Source organism: Streptomyces sp. NBC_00122 (assembly GCF_045160845.1).
Classification (GTDB): Bacteria; Actinomycetota; Actinomycetes; order Streptomycetales; family Streptomycetaceae; genus Streptomyces.
Window position 1 is genome coordinate 7,221,641 of the sequence record NZ_CP108191.1, and the last position, 16,727, is coordinate 7,238,367.

Here is a 16,727-nt window from a genome sequence, read left to right on the forward strand (position 1 = left end):
CCAAGGCCGCGTCAGGAGACGACACGGGGTTCGCCCGGCGTCAGGCGGTCCCCCTCCCGTGTCCAGACTGCTGTGGCGTCCCCAGTCGTACAGCAATGGGGGTCGGTCTGGCGGTACCACTTCTCGTACGCGGTGATCCGGCCGGGCGCGAACTCCAGTCCGGCGAGCGCGGTGATGTACTTGGCGGACTTCTGCCGCGGCGTGATCGCACCGATGGCGGCGAGGCTGTCGCCCTTGAGGGTGAACACGGCGTATTCCCGTTGCCCCAGACCGGCGGCACATCCGATCAGAGCAGACAGGGGAAGAACGGCATGACGTTCATCGTTCGGTGCGGCGACCTGATCGCCGCTGCGGGCGCCGGTGCGACCCTCGCCGCAGTCGGCCACGTCGACCCACTGCGGTGGGTCCAGTGCCGCGAATCAGCTCAGCTGAGTACACGTCAATGAGGTGGGTGCCGGTGACGGGATCCAGGGATCCGTCGGCGATCCGACCGACGATCCAGTAGGCCATCGCCCACTTTGCAGCCCGAGGGCCGGCGGGTGGGTGGAAGAGCAGCCCCAGCTCCTCCAGTACCTGGTCGAAGAGCGCTGGCGCTTCGGGCTCTTCGCTCCGCAGGAGGCCAGCCAGCATTGCGAGGGAAGGACTCCCAACCCCGGCCATCAGCGCGTCCAGCCCTGCCTGGATCAGTCGGTCTGACCCAACGTGCCTATCGAATGCCCTCTCGCGCGCGATGTGGCTGAGTCGCTTGAGGGCGTCGTCGCGGGTCATCAGAGTGTTCTCGGTCGGCGTATGGAAGAAGAAGGCTCGCACATCCGCCGATGCGGCTGCATCGTGTTCTCTTCGAGCCAACCGCGCTGCGCTGCCAGACGATCTCTCCCGCAGACAGTCGCCCACGGCCAGCGTGAGCACCCGAGGCTCGGCGATCTTTGACCGGAGCGCGAACGCCCCGTGACGTCGGGGGGGACCGATGTCACGGGGCGTCCTCGGACCGGCCGTCCGGACGGCTGCCGGCTACCGGCTGAGCGACTTGAGGGCCGCCGCGTCGTACGGCTTCAGCTCGTCGAAGCGGTTGCCGAGGACCTTCGCCGCCCACTGCGGGTCCTGGAGCAGGGCCCGGCCGACGGCGACCATGTCGAACTCGTCGCGTTCCATGCGGTCCAGGAGGTTGTCGATGTCGCCGAGCGCTGCGCCTTCGCCGACGAAGGCGCGGATGAAGTCGCCGTCGAGGCCGACCGAGCCGACGGTGATGGTCGGTCGGCCGGTGAGCTTCTTGGTCCAGCCCGCCAGGTTCAGGTCCGAGCCCTCGAACTCCGGGAGCCAGTAGCGCCGGGTGGAGGCGTGGAACGCGTCGACGCCCGCCGCCGCGAGCGGGGCCAGGATCGCCTCCAGCTCCTCCGGGGTCTGCGCGAGCCGGGCGTCGTAGGCCTCCTGCTTCCACTGCGAGTAGCGGAAGATCACCGGGAAGGCGGCCGGGACGCGCTCGCGGACCGCTGCCACGATCTCCGCGGCGAACTTCGTACGGGCCACCGCGTCGCCGCCGTACGCGTCGGTGCGGCGGTTGGTCCGCTCCCACAGGAACTGGTCGAGCAAGTAGCCGTGGGCGCCGTGCAGTTCCACGCCGTCGAAGCCGATCCGCTCGGCCTCCGCGGCGGCGTCGGCGAACGCGCCGATGACGTCGTCGAGGTCGGCACGGGTCATCGCCTTGCCGGTCCCCTCGGTCCCGTCGACGCGGATGCCGGAGGGGCCGACGGCGGGCGCGTCGGCGTACGGTGCCTCGCCCTGCTTGCGCACCATGCCTATGTGCCACAGCTGGGGCACGATCGTGCCGCCCGCCTCGTGCACGGCCGCGGCGACCTTCGCCCACCCCGCCAGCTGGTCCTCGCCGTGGAACCGCGGTACCCGATCGCTCTGCCCGGCGGACTCGTGACCGACGTAGGTGCCCTCGGTGACGATCAAGCCCACACCCGCGGCGGCCCGGCTGGCGTAATACGTCTGCACGTCCTCGCCGGGCACGCCGCCGGGGGAGAACATCCGCGTCATCGGAGCCATCGCGATGCGGTTGGGGACGGTCAGGCCGTTCAGCGTGACGGGCCGGGACAGGATCTCGGCCGCGCGGGATGCGGTGGACGTGGTGACGGTCATGCGGGTCCTCCGGATTGAGGCTGTGGCTCGTCGGGATGGCAACGAGAAGTGCATAGTACACACACTGTGTATCATGCATATTGCCGCGCCGCGGCCCTCGCGCGGAGCCGTCCGCGGACCACCCCGGGGGGCAGAAGTCGGCCGGTCCACGGGTCGGCGATAATGGAGCGCCGGAAAGGGCGGGAGGCGCAGTGCTGGAGAAACTGGAACGGGAGCTGATGCTGCTCTCGCGGCACCAGGTGCTTGCCCGGCGCGAGCGCGACCCCGAACGCCTGGAGCGGTCGGCTTACCTGCTGCTCAGCCGGATCGATACACAAGGGCCCATGTCCATCGGACAGTTGGCAGAGGCCTTCGGGCTGGACACCTCGACCGTGAACCGCCAGACGGCCGCACTGCTGCGCTGCGGACTGGCCGAGCGCGTCGCGGACCCGGACGGCGGCATGGCCCGCAAGCTGTGCATCACCCTTGAAGGCGGGCGTCGGCTCGCCGGAGACCGCGAGGCCAACCGGTCCTGCCTGGCCCGGGTGGTCGCCGACTGGTCCCCTGAGGAGGTACGGGAGCTGGAGGACGTCCTGGTCCGGCTCAACCGCAGCGCCGAGGCCCTCGAAGGACGGTACTGGCCGCGCACGGAGGACGACGACACCCGCGCCGCATGCCACCCGCATGTCCCGCAGGAATCCGCGACTCCCACCCCGTAAGAACGCCCGCGGCCCCGTGGGAACGCCCGTGCTTCGGGCTGCGCCCAGATTCCGAGCGTTGGTGTTGTCCATCCGAGCCAGGTATCGCGCCCGGTCACACCGGTCGCGCTGCGCTTGTCCGGCGCCCTCCGCCAGGCCATGGCTCCCGGTGCGCGGCAGGCTGGGCGCGGGGGCTGGTCCTGGCGCGAGGAGGATCCGTAGTGGTGCTGCGGCCTCCGGTGGAGCCGATGCTGGCGCAGGCGGCCGAGGCGGTCCCGCCTGCGGGTGTGCTGCGGGCGGGTGTGGCGTGCAGAAGTTCGACGGTCACCGCGCCCTGCTGTTCACCCCGCCCGCGCCCGCAGCGCCGCCACCCTCGCGGTCCGCACCCCGCCTACTTCATCGCGTTCGACGTCTTGCAGATGGACGGCCAGGAGCTGCTCCGCGCGCCCTACAGGTACCGGCGGACCCGTCGGAGATGCTGTTCGCCGATCACGCCCTGACCGTGCCGTGGACACTGTGCCCGATGACCACCGACCTCGCGCAGGCGCGGGAGCGGCCGGAGTCCTGGACCGACGTGTCCGGAGTCGAAGGCGTCGCGGTCAAGGGCATGCCAACTGTTGGTAACTCCGGTTATCAGAAGCGGGATCTCCGAACCAGGTCACTGGCCCCACCGTGCCGCGTTCCGTCAGGTGCGCTTCTCTGAGCTGGCGCGGAACTGCAGGGCGACCTTGGCGGCCTCGGAGAGACTCTTCTCGTCCGCCAGCATCACTTGCCCGGACGTGCCGGAGTCGGTCCATGCGCACACGATCGGGCGTCCGGCGGCCGAAGCCACGAAGCCACAGCTCAGCCGGCCGCCCCAGGGCCCCGCCTCGAATTCGGTGACCTCGGTCGCCCGCGCCCCTGCGAAGAAGTTGCGCAGCTTTTGCGTCATGGTGTCCGAGCGCTTCGCCTCGGCCAGCCGCGCGTCCCACTCGACGGCGTTGATCTGGAGCACGGCGCCCACCGGCCTCCCACCGGGACCGTCGTAGAACCAGCGCTTGCCCGAGGGAGCCTTCCCGGAGGTCAGCTCATCGTATTTAGCGGCCTCCGCGCCGGTGAGCAGCTGGTACGCACCGACGCGCGGGGCGGCGTCGATGACGCGCTTGGGCTCCGGGGGTCCCGCCGCGCCGGAGGGAGTCAGGGCTGCGGGCTTGGGCCCACGTCAAACGCAGCCTCGCTGTCATGGCGCTCGACCGACTCGAAACCCTGGTCCGAAAACCGACTTAAACGCCTTCAATACCGGCCCCACACCCTCGACGGCTTCATAGCCGGCACCGGCCTCACCCTCGACACACCCCCCTCACCGTGACAAGCCGATGTCAGTAACGCTCGGGGCTCCAGTGCCTGCCCCGGCGGGTGGACGGCTTACTCGTCGAAACCGCCGGGGACCTTCCCGCAGGGCGCGTGGATTGTGACGGCGAGCGTCCCAGTGGGCTCGTACCAGTCCACATCGACCTTGTCGCCAGTTCCCGGGCGCTCGAAGCGGAAACCCATGTCGGAGATGTTCTCGCTGGTGAGCTTCCAGCCCTGCTGTGAAAGCCGGCTGCGGACGCGTTCCTGGCCGGCACGGGCCGTGGTCCGCGGAACGCCCGTGGTACTCCAGTCGAGCGCGAAGCTGCGCACATCCTGGCGGGCCTCGTCGATGTGGGCGACGGACCGTAGCCCGTGGTAGTAGCAGGCACCCGTGTCCACGCGGTGGGAGCTGGAGCCAGAGTCGGTCCGCCCGGGCAGGGCCAGGTCTTCTTCTACGCGCTGGGCCTCCTCGTTGAGCCGCATGGCGACCACGTTCGGGTCGACCTCCGGGTACGGTTCGCCGTTCCACAAGCGGTACCCGGTCCAGGACACGGCCACGAGGAACATGACGCCGCCGAACACCACTGCCGAGCGAACGAAGCGCGAACTCGAGCGGGACGGTACTGCACTGGTACTGGGCTGAACGGGACTCATGGTGATGACGGTAGAGGCCGGGCCAGGCGGGTCACGTCACGGGCCGGCAGCTCCTGGCTGGAGGGGCGGTTCAGAACCTCGATGATCTCGTTCGGTTGCATGGTTGGGTTCCTCCTTCTCAGCGCAGTTGCTCGGCCAGTCCGACGATGATGCCCTCCGGGCCGCGGAGGTAGCAGAGCAGATAGCTGTCCTCGAACCGGGCGATCTCGCCGACGAGTTCGGCGCCGTGAGGGCGCAGGCGGGTAACGGTGTCCTCGATGTCGTCGACGGCGAACATGACGCGGTGCGTGCCCAGAATGTTGTGCGGCCGGTTGCGCGGCCCCGCGCTGATCACCGCGGGGCTGCGGTACTTCGCCAGCTCGAGCCGGCTGTGACCGTCCGGGGTCCGGACCATCGCGATGTCACAGCGGACGCCGTCAAGTCCGGTGCACTGGTCGGCGAAGAGGCCCTCGACCTCCGCCCTGCCCTCCAGCTCCATACCGAGTTCCACGAAGAACGCGATGGCGGCATCCAGGTCCTCGACGACGATGCCGACGTTGTCCATCCGCTGAATCGCCATGCTGGTTTCTCCCTCTTCCTCGTGCGGCCGGTGGTGGCCGCTGATGTCCCTGGGACGGAGCCGGTGGCACGTTCTCGACATCCGCAGACCGCCGGACTCCGAAAAATCTGGATCGCACCGCAGCACCGCTACGGAGACCCGCGAACCAGGCGCCACCACCGAGGGTGAGTGCGGCGCAGGTGGCCGCTCCCATGCAGACGATCAGCCGCAGCGTGCCGTCCCCGCTTTTCCATGCTTACTCGACGATTCGCAGCGTGCGCGCTTGAGCATTGCGCCTCCCCAATTGATTCACGGTGACGGGTCACCCTTGGCGGGTGGAGTTTCCTGTGCCGCTCGCCAACGCCGCACCACACCCCTGCCCGCCGCCACCCGGCGCGAGCTGGGGGCCGCGCTCACCCCGGCGGGCCCGAGCATCCGTGGACGGGAGTACAGATCAGCAATGGATGGGCTCTGGGAACAAGCTCCCGTACGTCACCGTCCACCCGAACCTCTTCGCCGAGGTACGCGCTGACACAGCGGTAGACCGCGGCCAGCACCGGCCCTCGGTGCGCTACCTGCGTATTCGGGATGACCTCACCTCTGGCGACATCGCGGCGGCGGGGTGTCATGCGTCGGCGCCTGATGTCTCAGAGACATCAGGAAGTCTGGAGAACGACGGCCAACGGCGGTTCAGCTGGCGGGGGGTACTACCTTGATGGTCGCAGATCAGCGCGTACCAGTTCGCCGACCACCACCGCGGCCCCCTCAAGGCATACCGGGCCCCGGGCCCCGGCGCTAGCGATCAAGCATGAGCCAACCATCGGTCCCCCCGCCATCGTGTGCGTCACGAAACATCCGCCACAGCCCGGAGAATCCGTGAGCCCGCTCTCGCTCCCCACTTAGTTGCTTGCTCAGTCGGGAGCCGGCGTCGGTGCCCACGTGTGGGGCGTGGCCGCTTGCGGATGAAGACATCTGGCGACAGCGACACCTGCAGCGGGCGCGCCGCGAGGTTCAGCGTCTGGCGATCCCCAAAGCCGCGCGGATTTCGTCGGCCACCGTTTGGGCGGCCACGTCGTCGGGGCCGCCCGTGAGCCGGTTGTGAGTGAGGGCGAAGGCCAGGCCGTGCTCGGGGTCGGCGAAGGCGATGCTGCCACCGGAGCCGTGCATGCCGAATGCGGTGCGGTGGCCGCCCATCTCGGGGAGGCCGAGGAAGTAGCCCAGGCCCTTGGGCACGGGGTGGCCGAACATCCGGTCGCTCTGCTCTGTGGCCACGGCGGAGACCTGGGTCAGCCGTTCGGGGGAGATCAGCCGTACTCCGTCCGCCTCGCCGATCAGGGCTGCGTACATGCGCGCGGCCGCGCGTGCGGTCATGGTGCCGCCCGCCGGGATGTCGGCGCGCAGGTAGTCGGGGCGGTTTCCGAGGGTGGCGGTGGGCCACACGTCCCGGTTCGGTATGGCGCGGAAGAAGGGCCAGGAGGTCGGCAGGGTGGAGAGCATGGTCTCCCAGTTGCCCTCCAGCAGGGTCGCAAGACGGGGTGCCGCGTCCTCGGAAACACCGAAGAAGAGGGAGTCGGCGACGCCCAGTGGCCGGGCGATGTCCTCGCGCAGCACCTGGGAAATGGTCCTGCCGGTGGCGCGGCGGATGGTCTCCCCGAGGATCCAGCCGAAGGTCCACGCGTGGTAGCCGGTGGCCGTGCCCGGCTCCCATAGGGGTTCCCGGTCCGCGACGGCGGTGCACATGGCATCCCAATCGCAGAGGTCCTCGGCCGTGACGTCAACAGGCATCTGAGGCACGCCCACGGAATGCGTGAGCGCGTGCCGCACCGTCGTGTTCTGCTTGCCGCGGGCAGCGAATTCCGGCCAGTAGTAAGCGATCGGGGTGTCGTAGTCGATGAGTCCCTGCTCGGCGAGAACGTGCACGACGGTCGCGGTGACGCCTTTGCCGGTGGAGAAGCTGTGGAACAGGGAATCCCCGTCGACGCGGCGGCCTGAGCCGGGATCGGCGGTGCCCGCCCACGCATCGACGATCTGGAAGCCGTGCAGATAGGCCGCAGTCTGAATTCCGGTTTCCTGACCCGTCTCCACCAGCCGGTCGATGGCCTTCTGTACGCGTGCCTGGACGTCGGTCATCGCAGTCCCCTCAACAGCTATCCTGAACACCGCTCAACCCGAGCGATGTTCAAGTTCTAACTTGAGCGGTGTTCAGGTGTCAACCTCTTCTTCCCATGGGAGCCCCCGTTGGCCGTACGACGCCCTGACGTGATCGATGCAGCCATGACCCTGCTCGACGAAGCCGGCCTGGATGAGCTGACCACTCGCAAGCTCGCCGAGCGGCTCGGCTTGCGGGTCGGCGCCATCTATTGGCACGTCAAGAACAAGGACGAGCTCCTTGCCGAACTGGCCGACCGCATCGTCGGCGAGGCGCTGGCCGAGCCGCTCCCCGACATGAGTACGACGGACCAGCTGGAGACCACGGCCATGGCTCTGCGCCGGGCCATGCTCGATCACCGAGACGGCGCCCGCCTCGTCGCCGGATACGCCGTACCGGGATCGAACAGCCTCGCCCTAGCAGACCGGCTCATCGGTATCGCGCGCACCGCTGAGGTACCTCTTCCCCTCGCCGCCCACGCATGCGACGCACTCCTCAGCTACACGACCGGATTCGTGCTGCAGGAGCAGCAACAGCCCCCCGGCGCAACCGCATCAGGCGCTGACAAAGCCCTCGAACTGTCCGGGCTCCCGCATCTGGCAGAACTGTTGGCAGCAGGCATCCCCGACCGGGAGACCGCCTTCAGCACCGGTCTGCGGCTGATCACCGCGGGGGTGATCGCAAAGTGACGGCGGCCCCGGTCTATCGGCCCTGGATGCCCAGAGGTTCGTGATTGCCAGATCCGGAAGTGGCAGGCCGGCGAGCTGCGGAGTGAGGAATCGAGGTGAGTCGATCCGCAGTCGCGAGTCGGGATCGAGCCTTCGGATCGACGAGCTTCAGGCTCACTGGTGAGGGGCTGTTGAGAGGCGGTCGGTGGTGCAAATAGTGCCTGGACGGTTTCGGTGGCCGTCTCTCGCAGCCACGTGTGGGCGCGGTCGTCGTCGTAGCGCTGGTATCACAACAGGTACTGGGGGACCTCGGGCAGCGGGAGTGGCGGCGGCAGTGTGGCGAGGCCGAGTTGTTCCCGGGCTGCGCGGGTGACCGCGTTGGGGAGGGTGACGACCAGGTCGGTGTCGAGGGCGAGTTGCAGTGCGAAGGCGGCGGTGGGCCCGGCGGCCACGACGTGTCGTTCGAGGCCGCGGGTGGTCAGGGCGTCGTCGATCGGGTCGTGCAGGCTTCCACGTCGCGAAACGGTGAGGTGTTCGGCGGCTGCGTAGCGTTCGATGCTCAGCGGGCCTTCGGTGAGGGGGTGGCCCGGTCGTACGGCGACGACCAGCCGGTCGCTGCCGACGAGGCGGTGGCGGATGTCGGGGAGCGTCGGAGCGCTGGAGCTCGATTCGAGGTCGACCTCACCCCGGCGCAGCTCGGCGTCGCCCGTCCCGGGTTCGGCCGACAGGCGCAGCCGGACGCCGGGGGCCTGGCGGTGGACGGCGGTGATCAGGGCGGTGCCGCAGGCAGCGGTCAGGGCGTCGCCAGCGCACGGTGAACACCTGGTCCAGGGCTGCCAGGTCGAGTTCCTGCTGAGCGGACAGGAGTTGGTGGGCCTGCTGCACGAGGGCGTGGACCTGGGCGCGCATGGCCAGCGCGCGGGTGGTGGGAACCATGCTGCGGCCGGTGCGGACCAGGATCTGGTCACCGGTGGCCTTGCGGATGCGGCCCAGGGAGCGGCTCATCGCCGGTGCGGTGACGTGGAGGCGTGCTGCGGCGCCGGCAACGCTGCCCTCTTCCAGCAGTGCGTCCAGGGCCGTGAGCAGGTTCAGATCCAATTGCATGCCAGTAACTCTATAAGTGAATAGCATGCACTTGTTGTTAATGATCGGGGGACCTACCTTCGAAGTGCAGGCGCGAGACAAGCCGCCCGCACACATCGAACTCAGGGAGCCCGCCATGAGCACAGCCATGCCTTTCGCCGCCGACACGACGCTCCTGTCCGAGGTGACCGCCGCGGTGAAGACCGCCGGCGTCACGCTGCGCGAGCGCTACACCTCGCACGCCCGGGGCGTGAGTCTGGACGAGGTCGTCGCTGAGATCCACGCCAACGACGACGCGGTGCTGGACGTGCTGCGGGAACCGCTGCTGCGGGCCCGGCGGGGATCGCAGTGGGCCGAGGACGAGCTGGCCGGCGGCGCGCTCCCGCCCGGGGAGTGGTGGGTCGTCGACCCCGCCGAGGGCAACATCAACCACGTTCACGGCATGGACGAATGGGCCGTAACCGCCACCCTGGTCAGCGACAACCTGCCGGTGCTCACCGTCGTCCACCTGCCACTGACCGGCGACACCTACACCGCTGTCGCCGGCGGCGGTGCCCGCCTCAACGACCGGCCCCTGAAGGTGTCCGCCAAGACCGATCTGGGCGCCGCTCTCATCGGCACCGGCCAGGCCAGGCCCGGCGAGGACGAGCGCACCTTCCGGCGGATCGGTGACTCGGTCACCGCCATGCTCATCAACGGCCTGGTCGTGCGCGTGTCCGTTCCCGCCACGATGCAGCTCATCCACGTCGCGGCCGGACGCACGGACGCCTTCTGGCAGTTCTCCGACGTTCGCTCCGGTCTGGTCGCCGGTGCGCTGCTGGTCTCCGAGGCCGGAGGCGCCGTCACCGACCTGGCGGGCGAACCCTGGAACACGGGCAGCCGTGACTTCCTGGCCGCCGCCCCCGGCATCCACACCGCCGCCCTCAACGTCCTGTCGCCGATCGCCTGACCGGACACCTCCGCTCTACCCACCTCACACCGCAAGGAGCATCACCTCATGACCAGCATCGGCATCCTGGGCGCCGGCCGCGTCGGCGCCAACCTCGCCGGCAAGCTCTCCGCAGCCGGACACCGTGTCACCCTCGGTGTCCGGAACCCGGAAGAGACCGCAGCCCTTGCCGCCAGCATCGCCCCGCAGATCGCCTTCGCCGACCAGCGCACCACCGCCCGCACCGCGGACATCGTGATCAACGCGACGCCCGGCGACAGCGCCCTGGACCGCCTGGCCGGCCTGCGCACCGAGCTCTCCGGAAAACTCCTCGTCGATGTCTCCAACGCCACCCGCGACGCCGATGACGGCCTGCCCGGCGACCTGTGCTATCCCGGCAGCAGCCTCGCCGAGCAACTCCAGGCCGCCCTCCCCGATACCCATGTGGTCAAGACCCTCAACACCATGCTGTTCATGGTCATGACCGCTCCCGAAACCCTGGCCACCCCACCGACCGCCTATCTCTCGGGCGATGACCAGAACGCGAAGAAGACCGTCACCGGCCTGCTCGGCGACCTGGGCTGGCAGCCCGCATGGATCGAGGACCTCGGAGGCATCACCACAGCCCGCGCCACCGAGGCCATGATCCTGGTGGTTCCCCACATCCTGCGCCGACACGGCTTCAAGCCCTTCGCCGTCTCCCTCGCCCGCTGACCCGTCAAGACCGGGTTCAGACCAAATCAGTAGCGGGCTCGTGCGAGACAGCTGGGCGCTGGCAAAGAAGGGCAGCTGCTGTCGAAGTCCCGACGGGCACTCCGCCCAATGGCTCAAGGAACGTCCCAAAGCGAAACCCGTCACTTCGCCGCATGCGCTGGCGCGACAACCACCAGCATCATCAGAGTCACGGCACTACTGGTACCCGCTTCGCCGCGACGAACACGAGCGCACCAGAACGATCAGGAGAACAAGAAACAGGGGAACGATGGTCAGGCAGCTCGTCCAGGAGTCGTCGAGCCGGCGCCGTCGATGACCCGGACGGCGCGGCGGAGCACGCGGTCCACGACCCCGGGGACCGGTTGGCGGCGTCAAGTCGATCCCACGACCCGATGGGCCGGCCTGGCCGGAGGGGTTCGCAGGCGCGCTGCCCTGGACAGGATCGACGCATGTACTCCGTGAAGACCATCCTGACGGCCACCGCCGCAGTCCTCCTCGCCCTCGCCGCTCCGGCCGCCGCAGTCCCCGCGGCTCCCACCGCCCCGGCCCGCCCCTCCGTGTCCGCCGCGCCACGTCCCTGCGACGGCGCCGCGACCTGCTACGTCGACGTGACGGTCGCTCAGGTCTGGGTGAGCCCCGGACAGGTCCGGCCCGTGGACGCCCCGGCGACCACCAATCCCGCTGACATCCGCGGCTGGTTGACAACCATGTCCCTGGACGAGCGGCGTGAGGTCGCCGGGGAGACGCAGGCTCTCCACGGCGTTCGGGTGACCGTCGACCGCACCGAGTGGCACGGCGGTCTGCTCTGGGACCACGTATGGGTGCACGGCCAGCCCACCCCCAGGGACCAGGCAGGACGAGGCGCCTACCCCGGCTGGATTCCCGACCGGCAACTGACCTCGGAGCACCGGCGCCCGCCCGGCGCTACGCACGAGGAACGCGTTGCCCGCCCCACGGCCCGGGGCTTCGCCACCGCCCAGGCCGCGCTGGCCGGCCGCGGATCCGGGCAGGCGGGCGAGTACTCGTACAACACCTCCTTTCCGGTGAAGGCCGGTCCGCTGCCCGGAGTCGTCACCGCCTACTCCCCCAGCGGTGGCCGGCTGTTCTTCCGGGCTGACGACCTGGCGAGGGTGCCGGCCGCACCGAGCGGCGCGGACGTGGTCGCCGCCGCACGCGCCTTCCTGGGTCTGCCCTACCTGTGGTCGGGCACCTCCGGATTCGGCTACGACTGCTCCGGTCTCACCGGCCAGGTCTATTCCGCCCTCGGTGTGACGATCCCCCGGGACGCCCAGCCGCAGTTCGACGCGGGCGGCGGGCAGGTACCCGCCGGCTCGGCCGCGGGGGTGCGGATCACCGGTACGGAGGACCTCAGGCCCGGCGACATCGTCGCCTTCCGCCCCACCACCGGCACCGATGTCACCCACGTCGGCATCTATTCGGGGACGAGGAACGGCGAACCCATGATGATCAACTCGCCTCGGACCGGTGACCCGGTCAAGGAGGAGCCCATCGGTTCCACCGGCCGCGTCTACGTGGGCGCCACCCGCTTCCTCACCCGCTGACGCGCGTACGGCACTGCCGTGCGGCGAGCCCTGGCCACCAAGCATCTTGTTGACCAGGTCAGCTCAAGATCCCCCGCACCGCCGTGACCAGCACAGAAACCCATTTGTCCGTTGGCTTTCAAGTCAGTCGCCGTGTCATCGAACCCAGCCGAAGATCTTCTTGACCTTGGCGTGCCAGGATGCCGGGGACACGACCGCCAGCACGTCGATGGAGCGGAGCTAGCCATGATCAGCGGTGCGCATGTCATCCTCTACAGCCAGGATGCTGAGGCGGACCGTGCCTTCATCCGTGACGTCCTCGACTTTCCCGGCGTCGACGCGGGCGGCGGCTGGCTCATCTTCAAGCTGCCCCCGGCCGAAGTCGCGGTGCACCCGACCGATGGCCCGCCCCAGCACGAGTTCTACCTGATGTGCGACGACCTTGATGCCCAGCTCGGCGAGTTCCGCGCCAAGGGTGTTGGGATCACCCGCCCGGTCAGCGAACAACGCTGGGGCAAACTGACTGCGATCCGGCTCCCCAGCGGCGCCGAACTTCCGCTATACGAACCGCTGCACCCGGTCGCCCACGGGCTGTGACCCCACCGCACTCAACTCGGCCCATCGCACGACGCTCAGATTGGGATTTCACTGGGTTGGGAGGCGTGTCGCCTGTTAAGTGCGATGTGCCGTGTTCGTGTCAGTGAGGGATGGCAGTGACGTTGTGTCAAGTGCTGTTGGTCCAATCTGAGTGTGTTGACGGGGGTGTGGCGTTTCGAGGCAGTGGCACTGCCGCCAAGGAGGTCATCAGAGGGCCCAGGGCCCTTACGCAACGTAGTGTGAGGGGCGGCCAAACCGCCGCCGACGACGGTCAGAACACGTCGTGGCTCGTGAAGTGATGGCCGCAGGGGGCTGGGTGGGTGCGCGTGCAAATGAGGCCGCCTCCAGTACCGAGCACGAAGGACTTGCAGCCGCACTTGCGGCACGGAGTCCCCTCGGGCTCCCCGCCGAGGTCCACACCTGCCTCGGACACCCGGGACCGCGCATCGGCGTAGGCGTCGGCGATACTCGCCGTGGCGTCGTCCACCACCTTCTGCTGCTCTTCGGTGACCGTTGAAAACCCGAGCGACTGGCGCGAGGAGCAGATCCGGTCGCTTCCATGGAGTCCCATCAGAGTCCGGCCACCCCGCCACCCGCCGCTTCATGTCCTTCTCATCTCGGCAGTCAGGGTGAGGGCCGTCGCCCCCATGCAGTGATCGCTGCACCCGTAAACCCGCCCGCCACCGGCCAGAATGCCGATAGAACGCGCGGGTTCCCGGCCGATCGGCTGCGAGATTCCGCGAAGGCGCGGGAGTGGCTGGAGTCCTGGACAAACGTGTCCGGGGTCGAAGGCATCGCGGTCAAGGGCATGTCAACCCGGTACCTGACTGGATACCGGGGATGGCTTGTCAACTGCACCGACTTGGTGGGTGAGCCGGATGCCGGCTGTTGAGGCGTGGTTGTGTGGCAGGGCCGAGCCGAAGTCGCGAGATCCATCACTCTGGGGTCACCAGGCCCGCGTCATACGCGGCGATGACGAGGTGGACCCGGTCGCGGACGCCGAGTTTGGTGAGCAGGTTTGCGACATGTGCCTTGGCAGTACCGGGGCTGATGCTGAGGTCGTCGGCGAGCTCGCGGTTGGACAGGCCACGTCCGACGAGGGTGAGGACCTCCCGTTCGCGTGCGGTGATACCTGCGAGTTCCCGCCTGGTCGGCGCGGGCACGGGTGCGGTACGAGCGGCGTAACGGGCGATCAGACGGCGGGTGACGCCGGGGGCGATCAGCGCGTCGCCGGCGGCGACCACGCGCAGGGCGGTCAGGAAGCCGTCCAGGTCCATGTCCTTGACGAGGAACCCGCTCGCTCCGGCGCGCAGTGCGGCGTGGACATGCTGGTCGGTGTCGAAGGTGGTGAGGACGGCCACTCGGACGTGTGGGGACTCCTGCGTGATCATCCGAGTCGCCTCGATGCCGTCCATGCCGGGCATCCGGATGTCCATGACGACGACGTCGGGTGCGAGTCGCCTGGTCAGGGACACGGCCTGGGAGCCGGTCGCCGCCTCGCCCACGACCTCGACGCCGGGCGCGGCGTCGATGACCATCCGCAGTCCGGTGCGGACCAGCGGCTGGTCGTCGGCGAGCAGGACACGGATCGTCATGTGGCCTCATCTCCCTTTGTCGGATCGACGTCCAGCGGGAACCGGGCGGCGACGCGGAAGCCACCCCCCTCGCGGGGACCGGCGTGGAACGCCCCGTGCAGCAATGCGACCCGTTCCCTCATGCCCTGGATCCCGTACCCGCTGGTGTAGGCCCCCGCATCGGTGCCGGACTTCGCGGCCCCGCCTTCGTCGAGAATCTCGACGGACAGCTCGTGCGGCTTCCGGCCGATCGTCACCGACTCCTGGACGATGCGGAACGCGGAACGGTCGACGGCCTCCGGCAGGTCGTCGACTGACGGCCCAGTGCGGCGCAGGCCCACGCGGACCCCGGCGCGGGCCGTTGCCGCGACCAGGCGGTCGAGGTCGCCGAGGCCCGCGAACGGCTCTGCGCCGAGCGCGGCTTCCGGGCCCTCGGACGACGGTTCCTGATCGGTCCGGCGCAGGATGTCGAGCATGGTACGCAGGCCGCGCAGCGTTTCGCGGCCGGTGGATTCGATAGCGGTGAGCGCGTCCCGCGCCTGCTCCGGCTCGCTGTCCAGGACGCGTCTCGCCGCCCCGGCCTGGATGGAGACGACGCCGATGCCGTGGGCGACCATGTCGTGGAGTTCGCGGGCGATGCGCAGCCGCTCCGCCGTGACCGCCTGCTCGGCGGCGTGCGCCCGTAGCGCCTCGTCGTACGCGCGCCGCTGGTGTACGTACGTTCCCGCCGGCCAGGCCAGTAGGACGAGCAGGGCCAGGCAGGCCGTCAGCCCGAGGAATCCGGGGGCGAGTACGCGGGACCATCCGCCGTCGCGGTGGAAATCAACTTGCAGGACGGTCTCCTGGACGGCGAGGGCGGCGAGTGCCGCCACGAGCGCGGTGCGCGCGGGGCGGGCGGCCGCGACTGCGGCGACGAGCAGGACGGTGGCCGCGAGGAGGGGCCAGGTCTGCTCGGCCCGCAGCCGGAGCGCCGATGCCGTGACGGCCTCGACGAGCAATGTCCCGAGCACAGCGACGGGCCATCGCCGGGCCCACGCGAGCGGCGCGGCTACCACGAGCGAAGCGGCCGCCAGGACAGCGCCCTCGCCGGCCGGGTCGCCCGGCACGGGAGCACTGCCCAGAGCCGCGTACAGCAGCAGCGCCGTCGCCGCGACGGCGCACGTGGCGAGCGCCGCCCGCGCGGCGCGCGGCAGCCGTTGCAGCAGGGGCGGCGCGGGCGCGGCGGGCGGGTGGGGTGTGGTCACGGGCACAAGTCGAGCGTAGAGAAGCCAGTGTCCCCGGTCGTCAGACCACAGGCGTATGCCCGGGGGCAGAGACGGCGGCGCCGATCACCGCCGGTGGGTCGATGCGGCCCGGCACGGTGCCCAGGCACGGTGGGTCGCATGATCGAAGTCAAGGGACTGACCAAACGCCACGACGACGTCCTCGCCGTCGACAACCTGAGCTTCACCGTGCGGCCCGGCACGGTCACCGGGTTTCTCGGCCCGAACGGAGCCGGCAAAAGCAGCACCATGCGTATGATCCTCGGTCTGAACCGGCCCACAGCCGGTACGGCCACCGTCGACGGGCGCCCGTTCGTCGCCCGACAGGCCGGCCTGCACCACGTCGGTGCGCTGCTGGACGCCGGGGACGTCCACCCCGGCCACACCGCCGCCGCGCATTGCCATTTTGTCAGTGCTGCCGAGCGCTTGCCGCCCACACACTGTGGCCGACTCGGCAGCCGAACGGGGCACCCACTGCTCGGGCGGGGCGAGACCTTCCGGAACCGCGGTACCGCTGCGCCCGGAGCAGGCCAGGCAGCTCTGGCTGCAGTGGTTGCCTGGCCACAACCGGGGCCGGGGCGGTCTCGGTTGCGGTGGATCGTGGCGTATCATCGATCTTGAGCTCGACGCCCTGCCCGGGTGGTCGGTCTGGCGTTGGTGGTCCAAGGAAAGGCACCCCACTTCCTGTGGGGGGATGCAGGTGCAAGGCCTGCCCAGCGCTCAACCGGGTCTCGTCTCCTTCCTCGTAGTGGAAGGAGACGAGACCGTTTTCGTTTGCATGGCACGCGGGCCCCGCCGGCCCAGCATCGGGCAGGCAAAGATGGCCCCGCGGGTGCCGGGGAGATGCCCGGCCGCCGCCCCCGGACGG

The 16,727-nt window shown here is 69.5% G+C and carries 17 protein-coding genes and 2 pseudogenes; 9 read left to right on the plus strand and 10 right to left on the minus strand.

What is annotated here, in order from left to right; translation table 11 throughout:
• Positions 1–11 precede the first annotated feature (11 nt).
• Positions 12–248, minus strand: a complete 237-nt coding sequence (locus OG737_RS33055; RefSeq protein WP_405676500.1) for a hypothetical protein — start codon at positions 246–248, stop codon at positions 12–14.
• Between the two features lie 295 nt (positions 249–543).
• Here OG737_RS33055 and OG737_RS33060 point away from each other — a divergent pair, with 295 nt between their 5' ends.
• Complete coding sequence (locus tag OG737_RS33060) at positions 544–696, plus strand: hypothetical protein (RefSeq protein WP_405922347.1); 153 nt, start codon at positions 544–546, stop codon at positions 694–696.
• A gap of 315 nt (positions 697–1,011) precedes the next feature.
• Here OG737_RS33060 and OG737_RS33065 read toward each other — a convergent pair whose 3' ends face one another.
• Positions 1,012–2,142 (minus strand): NADH:flavin oxidoreductase, encoded by a 1,131-nt coding sequence (locus OG737_RS33065; protein WP_405676498.1) that lies wholly within the window; start codon positions 2,140–2,142, stop codon positions 1,012–1,014.
• 218 nt (positions 2,143–2,360) lie between these two features.
• Between OG737_RS33065 and OG737_RS33070 the strand changes: the two genes are divergently transcribed.
• On the plus strand, positions 2,361–2,840 hold the full coding sequence (locus tag OG737_RS33070) for a MarR family winged helix-turn-helix transcriptional regulator (protein WP_405922465.1): 480 nt from the start codon (positions 2,361–2,363) through the stop codon (positions 2,838–2,840).
• 664 nt (positions 2,841–3,504) lie between these two features.
• On the opposite strand, the gene OG737_RS33075 is transcribed toward OG737_RS33070, so the two are convergent.
• A complete protein-coding gene (locus OG737_RS33075; RefSeq protein ID WP_405922348.1) occupies positions 3,505–3,822 on the minus strand; it encodes a hypothetical protein in 318 nt (105 codons plus the stop codon).
• A 188-nt stretch (positions 3,823–4,010) separates the two neighbouring features.
• Here OG737_RS33075 and OG737_RS33080 point away from each other — a divergent pair.
• Positions 4,011–4,167 (plus strand): annotated as a pseudogene (locus tag OG737_RS33080) (IS630 family transposase); the annotation flags it as partial.
• A 56-nt stretch (positions 4,168–4,223) separates the two neighbouring features.
• Here OG737_RS33080 and OG737_RS33085 read toward each other — a convergent pair.
• The 3 genes from OG737_RS33085 to OG737_RS33095 all read right to left on the minus strand — a co-directional run bounded on the left by OG737_RS33085 (position 4,224) and on the right by OG737_RS33095 (position 7,473).
• Positions 4,224–4,733: a hypothetical protein gene (locus OG737_RS33085; RefSeq protein WP_405676493.1), complete on the minus strand. Its 510-nt coding sequence runs from the start codon at positions 4,731–4,733 to the stop codon at positions 4,224–4,226.
• Between the two features lie 190 nt (positions 4,734–4,923).
• Positions 4,924–5,364 (minus strand): VOC family protein, encoded by a 441-nt coding sequence (locus OG737_RS33090; RefSeq protein ID WP_328929890.1) that lies wholly within the window; start codon positions 5,362–5,364, stop codon positions 4,924–4,926.
• 990 nt (positions 5,365–6,354) lie between these two features.
• Positions 6,355–7,473, minus strand: coding sequence for a serine hydrolase domain-containing protein (locus tag OG737_RS33095; RefSeq protein ID WP_405922349.1), 1,119 nt, complete (start codon positions 7,471–7,473; stop codon positions 6,355–6,357).
• 129 nt (positions 7,474–7,602) lie between these two features.
• On the opposite strand from OG737_RS33095, the gene OG737_RS33100 reads away from it, so the two are divergent.
• On the plus strand, positions 7,603–8,181 hold the full coding sequence (locus OG737_RS33100) for a TetR/AcrR family transcriptional regulator C-terminal domain-containing protein (RefSeq protein WP_405922350.1): 579 nt from the start codon (positions 7,603–7,605) through the stop codon (positions 8,179–8,181).
• 176 nt (positions 8,182–8,357) lie between these two features.
• Here OG737_RS33100 and OG737_RS33105 read toward each other — a convergent pair.
• A pseudogene (locus OG737_RS33105) lies at positions 8,358–9,264 on the minus strand (LysR substrate-binding domain-containing protein); the annotation flags it as partial.
• A gap of 115 nt (positions 9,265–9,379) precedes the next feature.
• Between OG737_RS33105 and OG737_RS33110 the strand changes: the two are divergent.
• The 4 genes from OG737_RS33110 to OG737_RS33125 all read left to right on the plus strand — a co-directional run bounded on the left by OG737_RS33110 (position 9,380) and on the right by OG737_RS33125 (position 13,023).
• Positions 9,380–10,192 (plus strand): inositol monophosphatase family protein, encoded by an 813-nt coding sequence (locus OG737_RS33110; RefSeq protein ID WP_405922351.1) that lies wholly within the window; start codon positions 9,380–9,382, stop codon positions 10,190–10,192.
• A gap of 48 nt (positions 10,193–10,240) precedes the next feature.
• Positions 10,241–10,885: an NADPH-dependent F420 reductase gene (locus tag OG737_RS33115; protein WP_405676486.1), complete on the plus strand. Its 645-nt coding sequence runs from the start codon at positions 10,241–10,243 to the stop codon at positions 10,883–10,885.
• Between the two features lie 449 nt (positions 10,886–11,334).
• Positions 11,335–12,447, plus strand: coding sequence for a C40 family peptidase (locus OG737_RS33120; protein ID WP_405676484.1), 1,113 nt, complete (start codon positions 11,335–11,337; stop codon positions 12,445–12,447).
• Positions 12,448–12,672: 225 nt separating this feature from the next.
• Complete coding sequence (locus tag OG737_RS33125; RefSeq protein ID WP_328929896.1) at positions 12,673–13,023, plus strand: extradiol dioxygenase; 351 nt, start codon at positions 12,673–12,675, stop codon at positions 13,021–13,023.
• 271 nt (positions 13,024–13,294) lie between these two features.
• Here the strand turns inward: OG737_RS33125 and OG737_RS33130 are convergent, their stop codons facing one another.
• The 3 genes from OG737_RS33130 to OG737_RS33140 form a co-directional block, all read right to left on the minus strand.
• Positions 13,295–13,594 carry a DUF6422 family protein gene (locus OG737_RS33130; RefSeq protein WP_328929897.1) on the minus strand — a complete coding sequence of 100 codons (300 nt, stop codon included), beginning with the start codon at positions 13,592–13,594 and terminating at the stop codon, positions 13,295–13,297.
• 364 nt (positions 13,595–13,958) lie between these two features.
• Entirely contained in the window at positions 13,959–14,618 is a 660-nt protein-coding gene (locus tag OG737_RS33135) for a response regulator (protein WP_405922352.1), read from the minus strand.
• The gene (locus OG737_RS33140) at positions 14,615–15,841 is read right to left on the minus strand and encodes a sensor histidine kinase (protein WP_405922353.1); all 1,227 of its coding nucleotides are present in this window, start codon (positions 15,839–15,841) and stop codon (positions 14,615–14,617) included. Before OG737_RS33140 ends, OG737_RS33135 begins: the two co-directional genes overlap by 4 nt.
• Before the next feature lie 138 nt (positions 15,842–15,979).
• On the opposite strand from OG737_RS33140, the gene OG737_RS33145 reads away from it, so the two are divergent.
• A complete protein-coding gene (locus OG737_RS33145; protein WP_405922354.1) occupies positions 15,980–16,480 on the plus strand; it encodes an ATP-binding cassette domain-containing protein in 501 nt (166 codons plus the stop codon).
• Positions 16,481–16,727 lie beyond the last annotated feature (247 nt).